The sequence below is a fragment of the Aquicoccus sp. SU-CL01552 genome (assembly GCF_040365005.1).
GTDB lineage: Bacteria > Pseudomonadota > Alphaproteobacteria > Rhodobacterales > Rhodobacteraceae > Antarcticimicrobium.
The window spans coordinates 245761-264982 of record NZ_BAABWV010000005.1 but is presented as its reverse complement, the minus strand read 5'-3'; the positions used below and the strand labels follow the sequence as shown (position 1 = coordinate 264982).

General features: G+C 66.0%; 22 protein-coding genes. 17 read left to right on the top strand and 5 right to left on the bottom strand.

The features are described from left to right. Positions 1–171 precede the first annotated feature (171 nt). The 16 genes from ABWV23_RS08320 to ABWV23_RS08245 all read left to right on the top strand — a co-directional run bounded on the left by ABWV23_RS08320 (position 172) and on the right by ABWV23_RS08245 (position 14551). A complete protein-coding gene (locus ABWV23_RS08320) occupies positions 172–849 on the top strand; it encodes an orotate phosphoribosyltransferase (protein ID WP_353346869.1) in 678 nt (225 codons plus the stop codon). A 314-nt stretch (positions 850–1163) separates the two neighbouring features. Further along, positions 1164–2651, top strand: coding sequence for a replicative DNA helicase (locus tag ABWV23_RS08315; protein WP_353346867.1), 1488 nt, complete (start codon positions 1164–1166; stop codon positions 2649–2651). Positions 2652–2654: 3 nt separating this feature from the next. Continuing rightward, complete coding sequence (locus ABWV23_RS08310) at positions 2655–3086, top strand: nuclear transport factor 2 family protein (RefSeq protein ID WP_353346865.1); 432 nt, start codon at positions 2655–2657, stop codon at positions 3084–3086. A gap of 80 nt (positions 3087–3166) precedes the next feature. Further along, positions 3167–4204 carry an alanine racemase gene (gene alr / locus ABWV23_RS08305; RefSeq protein ID WP_353346863.1) on the top strand — a complete coding sequence of 346 codons (1038 nt, stop codon included), beginning with the start codon at positions 3167–3169 and terminating at the stop codon, positions 4202–4204. Between the two features lie 5 nt (positions 4205–4209). Next, positions 4210–4986 carry an MlaE family ABC transporter permease gene (locus tag ABWV23_RS08300; RefSeq protein ID WP_502901640.1) on the top strand — a complete coding sequence of 259 codons (777 nt, stop codon included), beginning with the start codon at positions 4210–4212 and terminating at the stop codon, positions 4984–4986. Beyond that, on the top strand, positions 4983–5729 hold the full coding sequence (locus ABWV23_RS08295; RefSeq protein WP_353346859.1) for an ABC transporter ATP-binding protein: 747 nt from the start codon (positions 4983–4985) through the stop codon (positions 5727–5729). Before ABWV23_RS08300 ends, ABWV23_RS08295 begins: the two co-directional genes overlap by 4 nt. A 116-nt stretch (positions 5730–5845) precedes the next feature. Continuing rightward, a complete protein-coding gene (locus tag ABWV23_RS08290; protein ID WP_353346857.1) occupies positions 5846–6310 on the top strand; it encodes a paraquat-inducible protein A in 465 nt (154 codons plus the stop codon). A gap of 6 nt (positions 6311–6316) precedes the next feature. Next, entirely contained in the window at positions 6317–7681 is a 1365-nt protein-coding gene (gene radA / locus ABWV23_RS08285) for a DNA repair protein RadA (protein WP_353346855.1), read from the top strand. A gap of 24 nt (positions 7682–7705) precedes the next feature. After that, entirely contained in the window at positions 7706–8266 is a 561-nt protein-coding gene (locus tag ABWV23_RS08280; protein ID WP_353346853.1) for a CvpA family protein, read from the top strand. Between the two features lie 219 nt (positions 8267–8485). After that, positions 8486–9058, top strand: coding sequence for a Hint domain-containing protein (locus tag ABWV23_RS08275; protein ID WP_353346851.1), 573 nt, complete (start codon positions 8486–8488; stop codon positions 9056–9058). A 118-nt stretch (positions 9059–9176) separates the two neighbouring features. Continuing rightward, complete coding sequence (purF, locus tag ABWV23_RS08270; protein WP_502901639.1) at positions 9177–10634, top strand: amidophosphoribosyltransferase; 1458 nt, start codon at positions 9177–9179, stop codon at positions 10632–10634. Positions 10635–10773: 139 nt separating this feature from the next. Continuing rightward, a complete protein-coding gene (locus tag ABWV23_RS08265; RefSeq protein ID WP_353346848.1) occupies positions 10774–11046 on the top strand; it encodes a hypothetical protein in 273 nt (90 codons plus the stop codon). Between the two features lie 52 nt (positions 11047–11098). Next, the gene (locus ABWV23_RS08260; protein ID WP_353346846.1) at positions 11099–11746 is read left to right on the top strand and encodes an SDR family NAD(P)-dependent oxidoreductase; all 648 of its coding nucleotides are present in this window, start codon (positions 11099–11101) and stop codon (positions 11744–11746) included. 112 nt (positions 11747–11858) lie between these two features. Beyond that, positions 11859–12641, top strand: coding sequence for a 5'/3'-nucleotidase SurE (gene surE / locus ABWV23_RS08255; RefSeq protein WP_353346844.1), 783 nt, complete (start codon positions 11859–11861; stop codon positions 12639–12641). Continuing rightward, positions 12638–13285: a protein-L-isoaspartate(D-aspartate) O-methyltransferase gene (locus tag ABWV23_RS08250; protein ID WP_353346842.1), complete on the top strand. Its 648-nt coding sequence runs from the start codon at positions 12638–12640 to the stop codon at positions 13283–13285. Before surE ends, ABWV23_RS08250 begins: the two co-directional genes overlap by 4 nt. A gap of 72 nt (positions 13286–13357) precedes the next feature. Beyond that, positions 13358–14551, top strand: a complete 1194-nt coding sequence (locus tag ABWV23_RS08245; RefSeq protein ID WP_353346840.1) for a peptidoglycan DD-metalloendopeptidase family protein — start codon at positions 13358–13360, stop codon at positions 14549–14551. A gap of 52 nt (positions 14552–14603) precedes the next feature. On the opposite strand, the gene ABWV23_RS08240 is transcribed toward ABWV23_RS08245, so the two are convergent. The 4 genes from ABWV23_RS08240 to ABWV23_RS08225 all read right to left on the bottom strand — a co-directional run bounded on the left by ABWV23_RS08240 (position 14604) and on the right by ABWV23_RS08225 (position 17185). Beyond that, positions 14604–15443 (bottom strand): ATP-binding protein, encoded by an 840-nt coding sequence (locus ABWV23_RS08240; RefSeq protein ID WP_353346838.1) that lies wholly within the window; start codon positions 15441–15443, stop codon positions 14604–14606. Positions 15444–15566: 123 nt separating this feature from the next. Further along, a complete protein-coding gene (tatC, locus tag ABWV23_RS08235; protein WP_353346836.1) occupies positions 15567–16478 on the bottom strand; it encodes a twin-arginine translocase subunit TatC in 912 nt (303 codons plus the stop codon). Next, positions 16475–16960 carry a Sec-independent protein translocase protein TatB gene (tatB, locus tag ABWV23_RS08230; RefSeq protein WP_353346834.1) on the bottom strand — a complete coding sequence of 162 codons (486 nt, stop codon included), beginning with the start codon at positions 16958–16960 and terminating at the stop codon, positions 16475–16477. The genes tatC and tatB overlap by 4 nt, the downstream gene beginning before the upstream one ends. 6 nt (positions 16961–16966) lie before the next feature. After that, entirely contained in the window at positions 16967–17185 is a 219-nt protein-coding gene (locus tag ABWV23_RS08225; protein ID WP_353346832.1) for a twin-arginine translocase TatA/TatE family subunit, read from the bottom strand. A 219-nt stretch (positions 17186–17404) separates the two neighbouring features. Between ABWV23_RS08225 and ABWV23_RS08220 the strand changes: the two genes are divergently transcribed. Continuing rightward, a complete protein-coding gene (locus ABWV23_RS08220; RefSeq protein ID WP_353346830.1) occupies positions 17405–18079 on the top strand; it encodes a helix-turn-helix transcriptional regulator in 675 nt (224 codons plus the stop codon). Between the two features lie 7 nt (positions 18080–18086). Here ABWV23_RS08220 and ABWV23_RS08215 read toward each other — a convergent pair whose 3' ends face one another. Next, positions 18087–19202, bottom strand: a complete 1116-nt coding sequence (locus ABWV23_RS08215) for an ABC transporter ATP-binding protein (RefSeq protein WP_353346828.1) — start codon at positions 19200–19202, stop codon at positions 18087–18089. Positions 19203–19222: the final 20 nt, after the last annotated feature.

Sequence of the window (19222 nt, the reverse complement as noted above, 5' to 3'; positions counted from 1 at the left end):
GTCACGCTGGTGGGGATCGCGACCGCCGACCTGTCGGCCAACGATTTCCTGTTCTGATCCGCACAGGCGGATGATCAAAAGCCCGTCCGGCCCGGTGCCGGGCGGGCTTTTCTTTTTCCGGCGGCTCCAGTAAGCCCCGCTGCAACCCAGCCGCCCGAACGGAGTTCCGCGATGATCCCCTCCTCCTACCCCTCGCCCGAAGAGATGGCCCGCCTGACCGCACGGATGTTGCTGGAGATCGAGGCCGTGCATCTGAACGCGGAAGAGCCCTTTACCCTGGCCAGTGGGCTGCCGAGCCCGACCTACATCGATTGCCGCAAGCTGATCTCTTACCCGCGCATCCGTAGCACCCTGATGGATTTCCTGACCGTCACCGTGATGCGCAACGCCGGGTTCGAGGCCTTTGACAACATCGCGGGCGGCGAGACCGCCGGCATCCCCTTTGCCGCGCTGGTGGCCGAACGGATGGGGTTGCCGATGACCTATGTGCGGAAAAAACCCAAGGGCTATGGCCGCAACGCCCGGATCGAGGGCGCGATGCACGAGGGCGAGCGTGTACTTCTGGTCGAGGATCTGACCACGGATGGCGGCAGCAAGCTGTCCTTTGTCGATGCGGTTCGCGCCACCGGCGCCACCTGCGCCCACACGGCGGTGATCTTTTATTACGGGATCTTCCCGGAGACCGAGAAGACGCTGGGCGACCACGGGGTCAGCCTGCACCACCTGTGCACCTGGTGGGACGTCCTGGCCGAGGCCAGGGACTCGGGCACCTTCAGCCGCGATACCCTGCGGGGGGTCGAGCAGTTCCTCAACGACCCACGGGGCTGGCAGGAAGCGCACAAGAGCTGAGCCCGATAGCCCGGCGCGGGGTGCCGAATCGTGGGTAAACCTGTGGGCCGCTTGGGGGCGAATTCCCTGTAGAATCACGAAGCGCCAAAACGGCAACGCAACATTTTGCGGGCAGCCAATCCTATGCTACCGTATTTTGAGGAATCGAACCGGCCGAGGTAAGCCCCACAGGCTTATCCACCGGCTTATCCACGCATCCGTCCAGATGGATTTCCACGCGGGGTAAGGTACAAGGATCCAACCGGCGCAAGACCGGTCAACGACCGCGCAGGACCGTTCGGGACGGCGCGGCAGTCAGGCAGAACGGGACAGAGATGAACGAGATCACAGCAGTCAACCCGGCCACGCCCGAGACTCAGGACGCAGAGACCATGCCGCATTCCATCGAGGCGGAGCAGCAACTCCTCGGTGCGATCCTGACCAACAACGATGTTTACGACCGGGTGGCGAGCGTCATCGGTTCGCAGCATTTCTATGACCCGGTGCACGCCCGTATCTACGAGGTGGCCGCCGCTCGCATCGCCAAGAACGCGCTGGCCTCTCCGGTCACGCTCAAGGCGTTTCTCGAGCATGACGAGGGCCTCAAGGAGTTGGGCGGCCCGGCCTACCTGGCCCGCCTGGCCGGCGCTGCGATCAGCGCCTTTGCGGTGCGCGACTATGCCGAGATGATCTATGACCTGGCGATCCGGCGTGAATTGATCGGCCTGGGCAAGTCGATCGCCGACAAGGCCGCCCGCGTCGATGTTGCCAGCGGCCCCAAGCAGCAGATCGTCGAGGCCGAGCAGCACCTTTACAACCTTGCAGAACAGGGCCAGTCCGAGAGCGGGTTTCAAAGCTTTCTGCGCGCAGTGACCGATGCGGTCAACGTCGCCAACGCCGCCTATCAGCGCGAAGGCGGGCTGGCGGGGATTTCCACCGGGCTGGACGACCTGGATAACAAGCTGGGCGGGCTGCACAAATCCGACCTTCTGATCCTTGCCGGGCGCCCGTCGATGGGCAAGACCTCGCTGGCCACCAACATCGCCTTCAACGTCGCCAAGGCCTACAAGCGCGGCACCCTGCCCGATGGCACGGAAGGTGCGGTCGAGGGCGGCGTCGTCGGCTTCTACTCGCTGGAGATGAGCGCCGAGCAGCTGGCCGGTCGGATCCTGGCCGAGGCCTCGGAAATCTCCAGCCACAAGATCCGCCAGGGCGACATGACCGAGGGTGAGTTCCGCCGCTTTGTCGAGGCCGCCAAGGACCTCGAGGCCTGCCCGCTTTATATCGACGACACCGCTGCCATCCCGATCGCCCAGCTTGCGGCCCGCGCGCGGCGCCTGAAACGGACCAACGGGCTCGACCTGCTGATCGTCGACTACCTGCAGCTGGTGCGCGGCACCTCGGAGAACCGGGTGCAGGAAATCGGCGAGATCTCGATGGGGTTGAAAGCCATCGCCAAGGAACTGGACATCCCCGTCATCGCCCTGTCGCAGTTGTCGCGCCAGGTGGAAAGCCGCGACGACAAGCGCCCGCAGCTGTCGGACCTTCGTGAATCCGGCTCGATCGAGCAGGACGCCGACGTGGTTATGTTCGTCTATCGCGGCGAATACTACAAAGAGCGCGAGAAACCCGGCGAAGAGAATGTCGAGGCGATGGCGTCCTGGATCGAGGAGATGGAGCGCCTGCATGCCAAGGCCGAGGTCATCATCGGCAAGCAGCGCCACGGCCCCATCGGCACGGTCGAGCTGTCCTTCGAGGCGCAATTCACCCGTTTCGGAAACCTTGCCAAGGCCTGGCAACAGGACCGCGCACAGGAGTTCTGAACCATGCCGATCCAGGATTTCATGGCCGCCTACAAGCGGGTCTGGGAGGGGCAGGACTCGCAAGGCTTCGCCGCGCTGTTCACCCCCGATGGTTGTTATCACAACACGCCCTTCCAGGTGCAGCAGGGCCCCGAGGCGCTGGCCGCCTACTGGGACCGGATCAAGCTGCAACAGGATATCACGCTGGGCTACGAGGTGCTGGGCGAAACGCCGGCCGGCGGCATCGCCCATTGGAACGTCACTTATCAGGTGGCCTCCGAGGAATTGTTCGCGATCTGGGCGAAATCGACCGGCACCGGACTGCCCGAACGCAAGCCGGGCGATCCCCTGCCCCGGATGGAGCTGGACGGCATGCTGGTGGGCGAATTCGCCCCGTCCGGCCTGGCGCGCGAGGTGCGTATCTGGTGGCACTCCACACCGCGCCCGGCCGGCTGATTTTCGCGCCACCCCCTGTCCGGCCGCAACCGCGACGGTTTTACACTTGACGCCCCGCGCCTCCATGTCATGAACGGGCCATGAGCACCGGACAGTTGACAATAGATCTCGAGGCGCTCGCCGCAAACTGGCGGGCCCTGAACGCAATGAGCACCACGGAGACAGCCGCCGTGGTCAAGGCAAACGGCTACGGGCTGGGCGCCGATCCCGTGGCACGCACCCTGGCCCAAGCGGGCGCGCGGCGGTTCTTCGTCGCCGCCGCCGAAGAGGGCGCGGCGGTGCGCGCGGCACTGGGACCGGGACCGATGATCGGGGTCTTCTCGGGCCACATGGCCGGCGACAGCGCCCTTATCCGCGACAACGACCTGACGCCGATGCTGAACTCGGTCGACCAGGTGCTGCGCCATTTCGAAACCCTGCCGCAACACGCCTTCGGCATCCAGCTGGATACCGGGATGAACCGGCTCGGCATGGAACCCGCCGAATGGGCCGCGCTGCGCGATCCGGTGCTGCAACAGATGCCGGCGCTGCTGATGTCGCACCTTGCCTGTGCCGACGAGCCCGACCATTTCATGAACGCGAAACAGTTGCGCTGTTTCCGCGAGATGACCGACGGGCTGGGCGTGCCGCGCTCGCTCTCGGCCACGGGCGGTACGATCCTGGGCGAGGCCTATCATTTCGACGTGACCCGCCCCGGTGTCGGCCTGTATGGCGGACGCCCGTTCGAGGAGGCCCGCCCGGTGGTCGCGCTCGACCTGCCGGTGATCCAGACCCGCGAGGTCCAGCCGGGCGAGACCGTGGGTTATGGCAACACCTGGACAGCGCAGCGACCATCGCGGATCGCCACGGTGCCTGCAGGCTATGCCGACGGCCTGTTCCGCGCGCTGGCCCCGAAACTGGCGCTCTGGCATGGCGACACACGCTGCCCGATTGCCGGGCGGATCTCCATGGACCTGATCACGGTGGACATCACCGAGCTGAGCGAGGAGGCGCCCGAGGCCCTGAGCCTTCTGGGGCCGAACCAGGGGGTCGACGACCTGGCAGATGCCGCCGGGACCATCGGCTATGAAATCCTGACCGCGCTGGGCGCGCGCTATGCGCGCAGCTACAGGTCGTGACGGCGCTGCTCGATCCTGTGGCCCGGCTGGGCCGGACCGTGCTGGCTGCGCTGGCCTCGGTCGGGCGGGTCGCGCTCTATGCGTTGTCGGCCTTCAGCCATATCTTTCGCCCGCCCTTCTACCCGCGCGAGCTGTTTCACGCGCTGCTGAATATCGGCTGGCTGTCGCTGCCGGTGGTCGGGATGACCGCGCTGTTCACCGGCGGCGCGCTGGCGTTGCAGATCTATTCCGGCGGCGCGCGCTTCAACGCCGAGGCGGTGGTGCCGCAGATCGTCGCCATCGGAATGGTGCGCGAGCTGGGCCCGGTGATGGCCGGGCTGATGATCGCGGCGCGCGTCACCTCCTCGATCGCCGCCGAGGTGGCCACCATGAAGGTGACCGAGCAGATTGACGCGCTGGTCACCCTGTCGACCCATCCGATGAAATATCTCACCGCGCCGCGGTTGCTGGCCGGGCTGATCACGGTGCCGATTTTGGTCGGCGTGGGCGATGTGATCGGCATCGCCGGCGGCTATGTCGTTGCGACCCAGAACCTGGGCTTCAACCCGGCGGCCTACCTCAAGAACACGATGGATTTCCTCGAACCGCTCGATGTGGTCTCGTCCTTGGTCAAGGGCTGTGTCTTCGGCGGCATCGCCACGGTGATGGGATGCTATTACGGCATGAACTCGGGCCGTGGCGCCCAGGGCGTCGGGGCCGCCACCAAGACCAGTGTCGAGGTCGCCGCCGTGTTGCTCCTGGCCGCCAACTTCCTGCTGACGGGGGCGTTTTTCTCGGTATGATCCGGTATGAGGATGTGCATAAGGCCTTTGGCAGCAATCGCGTGTTGCGCGGGCTTTCGCTCGAGGTGCCCAAGGGCACGTCGATGGTGATCATCGGCGGGTCGGGCACCGGCAAATCGGTGGCGCTGAAATGCGTTCTCGGGCTGGTGACGCCGGATTCGGGGCGCATCATGGTCGACGGGCGCGACGCCACCAGCGGCGACCGCGACGCCTTTCTCGCCCGGTTCGGCATGCTGTTCCAGGGCGGCGCGCTGTTCGATTCGATGCCGGTGTGGCAAAACGTGGCCTTTCGCCTGCTGCGTGGCGCGCTGAAACGGCCGCAGGCCGAGGCACGCGAGATCGCCATCGAGAAACTGCGCCGTGTCGGATTGAAGCCCGAGGTCGCCGACCTGTTCCCGGCCGAGCTGTCCGGCGGCATGCAGAAACGCGTCGGGCTGGCCCGCGCCATCGCCGCCGATCCCGAGATCATCTTTTTCGACGAACCCACCACCGGTCTCGACCCGATCATGGCCGGCGTCATCAACGAGCTGATCCGCGAGATCGTGGTCGAGATGGGCGCCACCGCGATGACCATTACCCACGACATGACCAGCGTCCGCGCCATCGCCGACAACGTGGCGATGCTGCATGACGGGGTGATCAAATGGACCGGCCCGGTGGCCAAGATGGACGACTCGGGCGATCCCTATCTGGACCAGTTCATCCACGGCCGCGCCGAGGGGCCGATCGAAGCGGTCCGGTGATCCCGCGCGGTGAGAGAAAATTCGAATTTTCTCGACAATTTCCTTCGAAGGAAATTGCACTAAACGGTGGATGCATCCGCGTTCCCAAACCCGGTGAAATCGGGTAGGCCGCTGTGATGATCCTGCGTCTCGCCAACCTGTCCCTGCTGGTGCTTTATCCCGTCGCCTGGTTCGCGCCGCTGCTGCGCGCGGGGTTCCTGCCGGTGTTCGGATTGTCGGAGATCTCGGTCATCACCGGGCTGCAATCGCTCTGGCGCACCGATGTTTTCCTCGCCCTCGTGGTCACCGTCTTTGCCCTCTTTGCGCCCTACCTGAAAACCATCGGGCTGGCGCTGGTGCAGTGGCGGCTGCTCGATACCCGCGCGCTGCCGGTGCTGAGCGTGCTGGGCAAGCTGGCGATGGCGGACATTTTCCTCATCGCCTTGTACATCACCATCGCCAAGGGCATTTCCTACGCCCGGATCGAGGTGGCCTGGGGGCTTTACCTGTTTACCTTCTGCATCCTCGCCTCGCTGGTGCTGGGCCTTCTGACCGATCGGCGGTTGCGGGGGCTTGAGGCCGCGTGCGCGGACGGGCAATAACGGCACATGGCAAAAACCAAAACCTTTCTGTGCTCGGCCTGCGGCGCAAGCAGCACCAAGTGGTCCGGGCGCTGCGAAGCCTGCGGCGAATGGAACACCATTTCCGAGGAGAAACCGCTCTCCTCCGGGCCGGCGTCGAAATCGCTAGGTGCGCGGCGCGGACATGCGGTGCCGCTGACCGACCTCTCCGCCGAAGAGGCCCCGCCGCCCCGCGCCATGGCGGGTATTGATGAGCTTGACCGCGTGCTTGGCGGTGGCCTCGTTCCCGGCTCGGCGATCCTGGTGGGGGGGGATCCCGGCATCGGTAAATCCACGCTTTTGTTGCAGGCCGCAGCTGCCTTTGCCCGCCAGGGGCTGAAGACGGTCTATGTCTCGGGCGAGGAGGCCAGCGCCCAGGTGCGGATGCGCGCGCGGCGCCTCGACCTCGCCGATGCGCCGGTGCAACTGGCGGCCGAGACCAACCTGCGCGACATCCTGACCACGCTGGAGGCGGAGAAACCGCAGCTTGTCATCATCGACTCGATCCAGACCATGTGGGCCGACAACGTCGACAGCGCACCGGGCAGCGTCACCCAGGTGCGTGCCACCGCGCATGAGCTGACCACATTCGCCAAGCGGCACAACGTCTCGGTCATCATGGTCGGCCATGTCACCAAGGACGGGCAGATCGCCGGCCCCCGCGTGGTCGAGCACATGGTCGATACCGTGCTGTATTTCGAGGGCGAGCGCGGCCACCAGTTCCGCATCCTGCGCGCGGTCAAGAACCGCTTTGGCCCCGCCGACGAGATTGGCGTATTCGAGATGACCGGTGGCGGGCTGGCCGAGGTCACCAACCCCTCGGCGCTGTTCCTGTCCGAACGCGGCCAGCCCAGCGCCGGCTCGGTGGTTTTTGCCGGCATCGAGGGCACCCGCCCGGTGCTGGTCGAGTTCCAGGCCCTGGTCGCCCCCTCGCCGCTGTCACAACCCCGCCGCACCGTGGTCGGCTGGGACGGCGGACGGCTGGCGATGATCCTGGCCGTTCTCGAGGCCCGCTGCGGCATCCCCTTTGCCGGGCTCGATGTCTATCTCAATGTCGCCGGCGGCATGAAGATCGGAGAACCGGCGGCCGATCTGGCCGTCGCCGCCGCGCTTCTGAGCGCGCGCGAGGATGCGCCACTGCCCGCCGAAACGGTGGTTTTCGGAGAAATCAGCCTCTCCGGGGCCCTTCGTCCGACACCTCAGACCGAAAACAGGTTGAAAGAAGCGCGAAAACTTGGTTTCACCGCTGCAATCGCTCCGGCCGGTGGCAAGACCGGATCCGGCGGCGGCCTGTCCCTGACACGGCCGACCGACCTGATCGGATTTGTCGGCGAAGTCTTCGGGGCGGGTTAGCGCAGGACAGAGCAGGCGAGGAACATGGACGGTTTCACCATCATCGACGGGGTCGTGGCCCTGATCATCGTGGTTTCGGCCCTTCTGGCCTATTCCCGCGGTTTCGTGCGCGAGGCGATGGCCATCGCCGGCTGGATCGTGGCGGCGGTGCTCGGGTTCCTGTTCGCCCCGCAGGTCGAACCGCTGATCCAGGAGGTTCCGGTTCTGGGCGATTATATCGGCGAAAGCTGCGAACTCAGCATCATCGCCGCCTTCGCCGCCGTCTTTGCCGTGGCGTTGATCGTGGTTTCGTTCTTCACCCCGCTGTTTTCCTCACTGGTGCAACGCTCGGCCCTCGGCGGGCTCGACCAGGGCGCCGGGTTCTTCTTCGGCGTGGCGCGTGGCATCCTTCTCGTAGGGATCGCCTTCTTCGTCTATGACACGGTGATGACCGGGCAGGACTTCACCGTTGTCGATGAAAGCCGTTCGGCCACGGTCTTCTCGCGGATGACCGACTCGATCGAGGAGCGCGATCCCGAACAGGCGCTGGGCTGGATCACCCGGCAGTACGAGAGACTGGTGGGCAGCTGCGGCGCCCCGGAGTGATATCAGCGAAAGGGCGGGCAGTCGGTTCGAATTGACCCACTTGCCACGTTTTTGCCCCTTTTCCGTCACCTGATCGGCCCGTTTCGAACGGCTCCTATACCCACGGCTGAACAGCCGCGTAACTGGTACCGAATAGGTGTTTCCGTGACCTCAGACCTCGCTCTTGAAGCGGCGCCTTCCCGTGCCGCGCCTGCGTCTATCCTGTCCGAGCGACCGCGAGTGGAGCGCGCCGATGATCGTACCTTCGCCCCCGGAACCCTGCTGGACACCGTCAACGGCTGGCGCCCGGTAGAATGCCTGCGCTGCGGCGAACGGGTCCGCACCCTGCGCGGCATGAGACGAATCGCCACCCTCCACCGCCAACCTCCGGATCATAGCCGTCTGCACTGGATCGTGCCTGTGAACAGGCTTGGCAACTGCGCGGATCTGCGTCTGAACGCGGGACAAAGCCTCGCCGTGATGAGTTCGGTCTGTCATCGGCTGTTCGGTGTTCCTCTGGTTCTGATCCCGGTCCCGGCGACCACCGGGTTTCGCGGAGTGCATACCGTCTCGGGGTTTTCCCTGCGCTGTGGGATCGTGCTCGGATTCGAGACCGAGGAAATCGTCTTTGTCCATACCGGCATGCTTCTTCATGTGCCCGGCCCGGACTGCAATGACCGGCACCGCCGGCTGACCTATCGCGAATGTCGCAACCTGCTCCCGCGGCTCCGCTTCGGTCCACGCCGCGCCGCCAGCCCCTCCCGGCACAATCCCCCGAAACCCACGCACGATCGGATCGGTCTGAGCGCATGAACGCGGTGCGTCCCGCTAGAATTATGTGATCCTTTCGTGACACTCGCCGCACATGCCATTATGTGGGGGCCTATCCCAACAACGGATTCGGAGCTGCCCTCCCGTGCCGATGCCGCAAATGCCCCCCGCCCACCCGTTCGACGATGACAAGCTGCGCGAAGAATGCGGCGTTTTCGGCGTTACCGGCGTCCAGGACGCCGCCAACTTCGTCGCCCTTGGCCTGCATGCGCTCCAGCATCGCGGGCAAGAGGCCGGCGGAATCGTCACACACGATCCGGAGCAAGGCTTCAACTCGGCCCGCCGCTTTGGCTACGTGCGCGACAATTTCACCTCGACCGACATCATGGAGACCCTGCCCGGGCCGCTGGCCATCGGGCATGTGCGCTACTCCACCGCCGGGGCCAAGGGGGCCGCGATCCGCGATGTTCAACCGTTCTTCGGCGAATTCGCCATGGGCGGTGCGGCCATTGCCCACAACGGCAATATCACCAATGCCGATGCGCTGCGCCGCGAGTTGATCGAGCGTGGCTCGATCTTTCAAAGCTCGTCGGACAGCGAATGCATCATTCACCTGATGGCCCGGTCGCTGCAACGTGACATCCCCGAACGGATGGAGGATGCGCTGCGCCGGGTCGAGGGGGCGTTTTCCATCGTCGCCATGACCCGCACCCAGTTGATCGGTGTGCGCGATCCACTGGGGGTGCGCCCGCTGGTGCTGGGCCAGATCGGCGACGGCTGGGTGCTCAGTTCCGAGACCTGCGCGCTGGACATCATCGGCGCCGATTTCGTGCGCGAGATCGAACCGGGCGAAATGGTCGTCATCACCCCCGAAACCGGGGTGGAAAGCCTGTTTCCCTTCCGCCGTCAGAAACCGCGCTTCTGCATCTTCGAGCATGTCTATTTCTCGCGCCCCGACAGTATCTTGGGCGGGCGCAGCGTCTATGAAACCCGCGCCGCCATCGGTCGCGAACTGGCCAAGGAAAGCCCGGTGGAGGCCGACCTGGTCTGTCCGGTGCCAGACAGCGGCACGCCGGCGGCGATCGGCTTCAGCCAGGAATCGGGCATTCCCTATGCGATGGGGATCATCCGCAACCAGTACATGGGCCGGACCTTCATCGAGCCGACCGAGCAGATCCGCAATATGGGTGTACGACTGAAGCTGAACGTCAACCGCGCCCTGATCCGGGGCAAGCGGGTGATCCTGGTCGACGATTCGGTGGTGCGCGGCACCACCAGCCGCAAGATCAAGGAAATGATCCTGGATGCGGGCGCCAAGGAGGTGCACTTCCGCATCGCCAGCCCGCCGACCGCCTGGCCCTGTTTCTACGGCGTCGACACGCCGCAGCGCGAAAAACTTCTCGCCGCGACCATGTCCGAGGACGAGATGCGCGAGCATCTGGCGGTCGACAGCCTCAAGTTCATCTCGCTCGACGGGCTTTACCGCGCCGTGGGCGAGGCGACGGGGCGGGATGCATCCTGTCCGCAGTACTGCGATGCCTGTTTCTCCGGCGAGTACCCGGTCAAGCCCGCCGACATGATCGAGAAGGGCTTCGAGATGAAGCCGGCGGCGGAATAGGCCCAACGCGGCCCCGGCGGCTTTTCGCCAAGCCCGGAACGCGGCCCCTTTCGCCGGGCCGCGTCACGCATTAGGTCAGCAGTCCGACACAAAGCACAGGCGGCGGTCGAAACCGGCCCGCCGCAAGGACACGCATCACATGACGAACAAGACCGACGCGGGCAAAACGCCCGCGACTGTGGCTGGCCTGGCCACGACGCCGCAGGTTCTGGACAGCGGCCAGATGATCCTGATCGGCCTCAGCGGCGGCGCGAAAGGCTATCATGCGCTGGTCCGCCTGCCCGGCGGACGGATCAAGAAGGTCGCCCCGGGCGACCATCTGTCCTGGGGGCGCGTGGTGGCCATTGACGAGAATGGCCTGCTTTTCCATCGCAGCGGCGAAACCGCGCGGATCACCCTGCCCGGCGGATGAGCCCTGCCCCTGCCTCTTGACGCGACGCAGGAAACGCCGCACACCCACGCCCATGACACAGCCCGAGACGAAAATCGCCCTGATCACCGGTGCCTCCCGCGGGCTCGGTTTCGCGCTGGCCGAGGCGCTGGCCCCGACCCATCACATCGTCGCGGTGGGGCGCACCACCGGGGCGCTCGAAGAGCTGGACGACCGGATCAAGGCCAGGGGCGGCAGCGCCACGCTGGCGCCGATGGACATCACCGTACCCGAGGCGATGGCGACCCTGTGCCGTGGCATCCACGACCGCTGGGGCGAGGTCGCCCTTTGGCTGCACACGGCGGTCCATGCCGCCCCGCTCAGCCCGGCACAATTCATCGACGCCAAGGACTGGGAAAAATCCACCGCCGTCAACGCCAGCGCGACCGCGCTGCTGATCTCCTATGTCGCGCCGCTGCTGGGACAGACGGGCCAAGCGGTGTTCTTTGACGATCCGCGCGCAGGTGAAAAGTTCTTCGGGGCCTACGGGGCCACCAAGGCGGCGCAGATCGCGCTGGCCAAAAGCTGGGCGGCGGAAACCCTTCGCACCGGCCCGCAGGTGCGGGTGCTGGAGCCTCGGCCGATGCCCACCGCCACCCGTGCCCGGTTTTTCCCCGGCGAGGACCGCACCGCGCTGATCCCCCCGGCGGACGAGGCCGAGCGCCTTCTGGCGCTGCTCTGAGCGCCGGACAGCCCGGCCGCCACGCCGGGACCGATAATTGCGGGCAGAGCGCGCCGCTTGCTTGCCCAAGGCGGCGGGCGCGGCTATCAAGACGCAAACGGGGCAGGCTGACATGCGAATACTCTTGACCAACGACGACGGCATCAACGCCCCCGGGCTCACGGTGCTGGAGGCGATCGCCGCCGACCTGGCGGGACCGACGGGCGAGGTCTGGGTTGTCGCCCCGGCCTTCGAGCAATCGGGCGTCGCCCATTGCATCAGCTACACCCGCCCGATGATGATCGCCAAGCTGGGCGACCGCCGCTTTGCCGCCGAGGGCAGCCCGGCCGACTGCGTGATGGCGGGGCTGCACGATGTGCTCAAGGATACTCGCCCTGACCTGGTGCTGTCGGGGGTGAACCGGGGCAACAACTCGGCCGAGAACGCACTTTACTCCGGCACCCTCGGCGGGGCGATGGAGGCCGCGCTTCAGGGCATCCCGGCGATGGCGCTGTCGCAATACTACGGCCCCGGCAACCTCGGGCTGGACAACCCCTTCGAGGCCGCCGCCCAACATGGCGCCGATGTGATCCGCCGCGTTCATGCCGCGACCCCCGAGGCGGGCGAAGATTACCGGTTGTTCTACAACATCAATTTCCCGCCGCTTCCGGCGGCAGAGGTGCGCGGCATGCGGGTGGCGCCGCAAGGCTACCGCCGCGACACGAGGTTCTCGGTCGAGCCGCACAGTTCGCCATCGGGGCGCCGGTTCCTGTGGATCAAGGGCGGTAACCAGCACGTGCCGACCGAACCGGGCAGCGATGCCGCGGTCAACCTGGACGGTTACATCTCGGTCACGCCGATGCGCGCCGATCTGACAGCGCATGACGCGCTGGAGGCACTGAAGGCCATCGAATGACCGAACCCGCGCCGGAAACCAAGATGCAGTTCCTGTTCGCGATCCGTTCCAAGGGCGTGACCGACCGGCGCGTGCTGAATGCCATGGAAGAGATCGACCGCGGCCCCTTCGTGCGCGGGCTGTTCTCGGAACGCGCCTATGAGGACATGCCGCTGCCGATCGCCTGCGGGCAGACCATCAGCCAGCCCTCGGTGGTGGCCATCATGACCCAGGCATTGCAGGTCAGCCCGCGCGACAAGGTGCTCGAGGTCGGGACAGGTTCAGGCTACCAGGCCGCGATCCTGAGCAAGCTGGCACGCCGGGTCTATACCGTCGACCGCCACATGCGGCTGGTGCGCGAGGCGCGGGTCATCTTCGAGGCGCAGGGGCTGGTCAATATCACCGCGATGACGGCCGACGGCTCTCACGGGTTGCCCGAGCAGGCCCCGTTCGACCGCATCATCGTGACCGCCGCCGCCGAGGACCCCCCCGGCCCGCTCTTGGCGCAGTTGAAAATCGGCGGTATCATGGTCGTGCCGGTCGGGCAATCGGACACCGTGCAGACGCTGATCCGGGTGCGCCGTGGCGAGGACGGGTTCGAGTATGACGAGATCCGACCGGTGCGGTTCGTCCCCCTGCTCGAGGGGTTGGGCCAGGACAGTTGACGGACCATTCGAGCGACACAGGTAACCCGTAAAAGCCCCGGCCAACAGGGGGCGCGCATTGAGGACGACGAGATGCCATTTCCCGCCATCGCGATACGACCAGGCCGCCTCTGGGCGGCGACCGCCGTTCTGGCCCTGCTCGCGGGCTGTTCCGAACCGCTTGATTTCGACCTGCGCGGCAACGTGGGGGGCTTTTCCACCGCAGAGGCCGCCCGCAGCGTGAGCACCGCCGACCGGCCCGATCCGGACGCGCGCGGCATCATCTCCTATCCCAGCTACCAGGTGGCCGTGGCGCGGCGCGGCGACACCGTCGCGGACGTGGCCGCGCGCATCGGCCTGCCGGCCGAGGACCTGGCCCGCTACAACGGCGTTCAGCCCACCGACCCCCTGCGCCAGGGCGAGGTCATGGCCCTGCCCCGCCGGGTCTCGGAACCGCCCGCCGGCTCGCCCGGCTCGATCGACATCGCCACGCTGGCCGGTTCGGCCATCGACGCCGCGCCGGACACCACCCCGGCACCCTCGGCGGTGGAAACCGCCACGCTGGACCCTGCCACACCTGCGCCCACACCGAGGCAGGAACCCGAGCGAGTGGAACCGATCCGCCACAAGGTCGAGCGCGGCGAGACCGCCTATTCGGTGTCGCGGCTCTACCAGGTGCCGATCAAGGCGCTGGCGGAATGGAACGGGCTTGGCCCCGATTTCGCCATTCGCGAGGGGCAGTACCTGCTGATCCCGGTCAAGGACCAGCCGGCGCCGCGCCGCGCCCTGCCCCAGACCGACGTGACCCCGCCAGGCAGCGGCTCGCCCACGCCGACGCCGCCCAGCGCATCCGAACCCCTGCCTGACGAAAAGATCGCCGCCACCGCGCCGGAGCCGCCCAAAGTCTCGGTCGGCAAACCCTCAGTCTCTTCCGGCGCCGCGATGGCGATGCCGGTTTCGGGCGGCAAGATCATCCGCGACTATGCCAAGGGCCGCAACGAGGGCATCGATATCGCCGCCGCCCCGGGCACCCCCGTGGCCGCCGCCGAGGCCGGCACCATCGCCGCCATCACCGAGGACGCCGACGAGGTCCCCATCGTGGTGATCCGCCACGACGCCAACCTGCTGACGGTCTATGCCAATGTGGACGGGATCACGGTCAAGAAGGGCGACAAGGTCAAGCGCGGCCAGAAACTGGCGAAGTTGCGCGCCGGCGAGGAGGCCTATCTGCATTTCGAGGTGCGCGACGGGTTCGAGAGCGTCGATCCCGCCCCCTATCTGAAATAGGCGCGGCGCGCAGGCGCAGGAGTGCGCAGAGGGGAACCGGAACGGCGCGCGGTCAGACCCGCACGCCTTGCCGCCCCGCCAGATCAGTAAAGAACTGCCAGGCCACCCGGCCCGAGCGCGCGCCGCGCGTGGCCTGCCACTCGATCGCCTCGGCGCGCAGGGTCTCGGGCTCGACCGACACACCATAGGCGGCGCAATAGCGGTCGATCATCGACAGGAATTCATCCTGGCTGCAGGGGTGGAAGCCCAGCCACAGCCCGAACCGATCGGAGAGCGAGACCTTTTCCTCGACCGCCTCGGAGGGATTGATCGCGCTGGAGCGTTCGTTCTCGATCATGTCGCGCGGCATCAGGTGGCGGCGGTTCGACGTGGCGTAGAACAGGACGTTCTCGGGCCGCCCCTCGATGCCGCCGTCCAGCACCGCCTTGAGGCTCTTGTAGTGCTGGTCGTCATGGGAGAACGACAGGTCGTCACAGAACAGCAGGAACCGCTGTGGCGCGCCGCGCAGATGGTTCAACAGCCGCCCGACACTGGGCAGATCCTCGCGCTGGAGTTCCACCAGCTTCAGCTCAGGGTGATCCTCGGACAGTTCGGCATGCACCGCCTTGACCAGGCTCGACTTGCCCATCCCGCGCGCACCCCAGAGCAACGCGTTGTTGGCGCTGTTTCCCTCGGCGAACCGGCGGGTGTTGTCCAACAGCGTGTCGCGCGACCGATCGATGCCCACCAGCAGGTCCAGCCGCACCCGGTTGATCCGCGCCACCGGTTCCAGCCGGTCGGGATCCGTATGCCAGACAAAACCGCCGGCCGCGGCGAAATCCGGGGCCGGCATCGGGGCCGGCGCCATGCGCTCCAACGCCTCGGCAATGCGGGTAAGTGCGGCCTGATCCATCTGCTGTCCTCCAGTCGTTTCGGGCCTGTCAAACCACGAAGCGACAAGAGCGACAAGAGGGGCGAGGCAAAGGGGCGCGCCAGTTGCCCGGCGCGCCCCTTGCTCATGTCATTGACCCGGCAGCTAGTCGTCGCGCGGATCCGGCCCGGCGTCCTCGTCGAACTCCGACATCATCGGGTCGTCGTCGAAGGCCTCTTCGTCATCCTCGTACCAGGTGCCCTCTTTACGCATCCGTTCCTCGCGCTTGGCCTCGACCCGGCGCACCAGGAAGATCGAGATCTCGTAAAGGCCATAGACCACGACGAACAGGATCACCTGCGTGATCACGTCGGGCGGCGTCACCAGCGCGGCCAGGATCAGGATCGCGACAACCGCGTATTTTCGAACGCTGCCCAGCCCCGCGGCGCTGACCAGCCCGGCCTTGCCCATCAGGGTCAGCAGGACCGGGAGTTGGAAACACAGGCCAAAAGCAACGATGAACTTGATCGTCAGGTTCAGGTATTCTTGTGCCGACCCCTGGAACACCACGCTCAGCGGCGCGGCCTGTCCGGCCTCCAGCGCCTCGCCCTCGGCACCGAACTGCTGGAACCCGAGGAAGAAGTCATAGGCCAGCGGTGTCACCACGTAAAACGCGAAGGCCGCCCCCAGAAGGAACATGAAGGGCGAGGCCACGAGGAACGGCAGGAACGCGCCCTTTTCCGACCGGTACAACCCCGGCGCCACGAACCGCCACATCTGCAGCGCGATGTAGGGAAAGGCCAGGATCAGCCCCCCCAGAAGCGATACCTTGATCGCCACGAAGAACCCCTCTTGCGGGCTGATGAAGATCAGGTCGCAATCCTGCCCCCGCTCGGCCAGAACCTGGCACAGCGGCGCGGTGAGAAAGTTGAAGATCGGTGTCGCCACGGTGAAGCAGATCACCATGCCGACAAGGAAGGCCGCGACCGAATGAATCAGCCGCGACCGCAACTCGGTCAGATGCTCGATCAACGGCGCCGAGCTGTCGTCGATCTCGTCGGTATCGGTATTGCTCATGTCTTGCTTTCAGAATCCTGGGGCGCGTCCGGCGCGGGGTCGTTCAACGCCGCCTCGGCCTCGTTGGCCTTGGCCAGTGCTTCCTCGGCCTCGCGCGCCTTGCGGTCTGCGGCGGCGCGGGCGGTGGCAGCCTGGATCTTCTTGGCGTCCTCGGCGCGTTCCTTGGCCAGCTTGCCGGTTTCGCTGTCGGGGTCGTACTTGGTCGGATCAAGCCCGGCAGTCATGTCACGTGCCGCCTCCTTGACCCCGTCCAGCGCCGAACCCACCGGGTTGGTCGCCGTCTTGAAGGTCTTGGCCACGTCGCGCATGCCGGATTCGTCGGCCGCCTCGTTCATCGCGCGGGAAAACTCGCGCGCCATGCCGCGCGCCTTGCCGACCCAGCGCCCGATGTTGCGAAACAGCACCGGAAGGTCCTTTGGCCCCACCACGATCAACGCGACGATGCCGATGACCAGCAGTTCGGTCCAGCCCAGATCGAACATGCGCTGTTACGCCTTGTCTTTGTCGGTTTCCTCGGGCGTGACGTCCTTTGCGGTGTCCGCGACGTCCTCTTCGAGTTCCTTGGTGCCTTCGTTGATGCCCTTCTTGAACGAGGTGATGCCCTTGCCCACCTCGCCCATGAGCGAGCTGATCTTGCCGCGACCAAACAGCACCAGAACAACGACCGCGATCAGAAGAAGGCCGGGAAGGCCGATATTGTTGAGCATGTGATCTCTCCTTTTGTCTGTCCCAGGCACGGCACAGCAGCCGTGCGGCGGGGTTGCCCTTGTCATACAGGAGGCACGCGGCGACCGAAAAGCGCCGAGCGCGCCGCACTGTACCGAATGCCGGCGGTTCGCCTCGCTTTTCGAAAGCCCATTCCCTTTACTGACATGATTTTGTCAGTATCTCTTGACCTTCGCCCCTTCCCGGACGCAAAAACCCTCATGGATCGCACCGATCGCCTGCTCGACCTCCTGCGCCTGTTGCGCGACAAGAAGCTGCATCGCGCGCAGGATCTCGCGGCACGGCTCGGGGTGTCGCAACGTACGATCTATCGCGACATGGACCGGTTGATGGCCGCCGGCGTCCCGGTCTCCGGCACACGCGGCACCGGCTATACGCTGGCCGACACCATCGCGCTGCCGCCGATCACCCTGACACAGGATGAGCTTTCGGCCCTCAACCTCGGGATCGCCATCCTGTCCGAGGCTGCCGACCCTGATCTGAAGGCCGCCGCGCTGTCGCTGGCGGACAAGGTCGACGCCGCCCTGCCGCAAGAGACCATTGCCGAGGCAGAGACGTGGAAAACCGCGCTCACCCCGCTTGCCAATGCCGCACGCGGGTTGTCGCACGTAGGCGCATTGCGCAGCGCCATTCGCGGGCGGCAGAAACTCCGCCTCTCCTATCGCCACCCGGAGGGCTCCGCCACCCGGCGCACCGTCCGCCCGCTGCGGCTGGAAAGCTGGGGGCGAGCCTGGACCCTGACGGCCTGGTGCGAGTTGCGGCAGGATTTCCGCGAATTTCGCCTCGATCTGATCGAAGAGGCCACGCCCCTGCCCGAACTGTTCATTGACGAACCCGGCAAGACGCTGGCGGATTACGAGGGCCCCGCGGGTTGAAAGCCGTTCAGGCGGGAAACACGAAACACTTGTCGCGCCGCACGGTCAGCCACATCGCGCGCCCGGTCTGCGGCAGGAACACGTTGGGCACCGTCGCCTTCAGCACCGAGCCGTCGAACTCCATGCGGAACTCCACAAGGCTCTCGTGGCCCAGGAACCGCGCCCGTTCCACGACTCCACGCGCCGCCACTCCCTCGGCGGGGGTCGGCAGCGGCCCCTGCCCGTTACGGTCAAAGTCCAACCGCACGTGCTGGGGGCGGAACACGATCTCGACATCGGTTCCATCCGGCACCCCCGGCGCCAGGAACTGGCCAAAGGGGGTCTGCGCCAAGGCCCCGTTCACCTGGGCCTTCAGCACGTTGATATCGCTGAAGAAGGCTACTGCAGCCTTGTCGGCGGGGCGGGTATAGACATTGTAGGGCGCGCCGCGCTGCACGATCGTTCCGGCGCGCATCAGCGCGATCTCGTCGGCCATGCGCATTGCCTCTTCCGGCTCATGCGTGACCAGCAGAACGGCAGTATCCTCGTCCTTCAAAAGGCTCAGCGTCTCGTCGCGGATGCCATCTCGCAGCCGGTTGTCGAGGCCCGAAAACGGTTCGTCCATCAGCATGATGCGTGGCCGGGGCGCCAGCGCACGGGCCAGCGCGACGCGCTGTTGTTCGCCGCCCGACAACTGGTGCGGATAGCCGTCGATGAACTCGATCAGGTCGACCCGCTCCAGAAGTTCGGAAACCCGCGCCCGTTTTTCCGCCTTGGTCCCATGACGCAGGCCAAAGGCGACGTTCTCGGCCACGCTCAGATGCGGGAACAGCGCGAAATCCTGGAACATCAGCCCGATCTCGCGGCGCTCGGGAGGAACCCGGAAAATGGTGTCGCACACCAGTTTTCCATCGACCCAGATCTCGCCGGAATCCTGCATTTCCACGCCCGCGATCATCCGCAGAGTCGTCGACTTGCCGCAGCCGGATGGGCCCAGAAGGCAGGTCACCTGCCCTGCCATGATCCTGAGCGAGACGTCGTCCACCACCCGTCGGCCATCGAAATGGCGAACAAGGTTGCGGATCTCGAGCCTGGGAATGTCTGCCGTCACGGGGGCCTCGCTGCAATTCCCGAGGAAAACCATCGGGCAGAGCAGGAGATAGC

What these genes read in the sequence shown, in the direction of transcription:
- ABWV23_RS08260 (WP_353346846.1), top strand. Translation starts at nt 11,099, where the DNA reads ATGACACAGCCCGAGACGAAAATCGCCCTGATCACCGGTGCCTCCCGC.
- ABWV23_RS08320 (WP_353346869.1), top strand. Translation starts at nt 172, where the DNA reads ATGATCCCCTCCTCCTACCCCTCGCCCGAAGAGATGGCCCGCCTGACC.
- tatC (WP_353346836.1), bottom strand. Translation starts at nt 16,478, where the DNA reads ATGAGCAATACCGATACCGACGAGATCGACGACAGCTCGGCGCCGTTG.
- tatB (WP_353346834.1), bottom strand. Translation starts at nt 16,960, where the DNA reads ATGTTCGATCTGGGCTGGACCGAACTGCTGGTCATCGGCATCGTCGCG.
- radA (WP_353346855.1), top strand. Translation starts at nt 6,317, where the DNA reads ATGGCAAAAACCAAAACCTTTCTGTGCTCGGCCTGCGGCGCAAGCAGC.
- purF (WP_502901639.1), top strand. Translation starts at nt 9,177, where the DNA reads ATGCCCCCCGCCCACCCGTTCGACGATGACAAGCTGCGCGAAGAATGC.
- ABWV23_RS08280 (WP_353346853.1), top strand. Translation starts at nt 7,706, where the DNA reads ATGGACGGTTTCACCATCATCGACGGGGTCGTGGCCCTGATCATCGTG.
- ABWV23_RS08225 (WP_353346832.1), bottom strand. Translation starts at nt 17,185, where the DNA reads ATGCTCAACAATATCGGCCTTCCCGGCCTTCTTCTGATCGCGGTCGTT.
- ABWV23_RS08245 (WP_353346840.1), top strand. Translation starts at nt 13,358, where the DNA reads ATGCCATTTCCCGCCATCGCGATACGACCAGGCCGCCTCTGGGCGGCG.
- surE (WP_353346844.1), top strand. Translation starts at nt 11,859, where the DNA reads ATGCGAATACTCTTGACCAACGACGACGGCATCAACGCCCCCGGGCTC.
- ABWV23_RS08220 (WP_353346830.1), top strand. Translation starts at nt 17,405, where the DNA reads ATGGATCGCACCGATCGCCTGCTCGACCTCCTGCGCCTGTTGCGCGAC.
- ABWV23_RS08290 (WP_353346857.1), top strand. Translation starts at nt 5,846, where the DNA reads ATGATCCTGCGTCTCGCCAACCTGTCCCTGCTGGTGCTTTATCCCGTC.
- ABWV23_RS08240 (WP_353346838.1), bottom strand. Translation starts at nt 15,443, where the DNA reads ATGGATCAGGCCGCACTTACCCGCATTGCCGAGGCGTTGGAGCGCATG.
- alr (WP_353346863.1), top strand. Translation starts at nt 3,167, where the DNA reads ATGAGCACCGGACAGTTGACAATAGATCTCGAGGCGCTCGCCGCAAAC.
- ABWV23_RS08265 (WP_353346848.1), top strand. Translation starts at nt 10,774, where the DNA reads ATGACGAACAAGACCGACGCGGGCAAAACGCCCGCGACTGTGGCTGGC.
- ABWV23_RS08215 (WP_353346828.1), bottom strand. Translation starts at nt 19,202, where the DNA reads ATGGTTTTCCTCGGGAATTGCAGCGAGGCCCCCGTGACGGCAGACATT.
- ABWV23_RS08315 (WP_353346867.1), top strand. Translation starts at nt 1,164, where the DNA reads ATGAACGAGATCACAGCAGTCAACCCGGCCACGCCCGAGACTCAGGAC.
- ABWV23_RS08295 (WP_353346859.1), top strand. Translation starts at nt 4,983, where the DNA reads ATGATCCGGTATGAGGATGTGCATAAGGCCTTTGGCAGCAATCGCGTG.
- ABWV23_RS08250 (WP_353346842.1), top strand. Translation starts at nt 12,638, where the DNA reads ATGACCGAACCCGCGCCGGAAACCAAGATGCAGTTCCTGTTCGCGATC.
- ABWV23_RS08310 (WP_353346865.1), top strand. Translation starts at nt 2,655, where the DNA reads ATGCCGATCCAGGATTTCATGGCCGCCTACAAGCGGGTCTGGGAGGGG.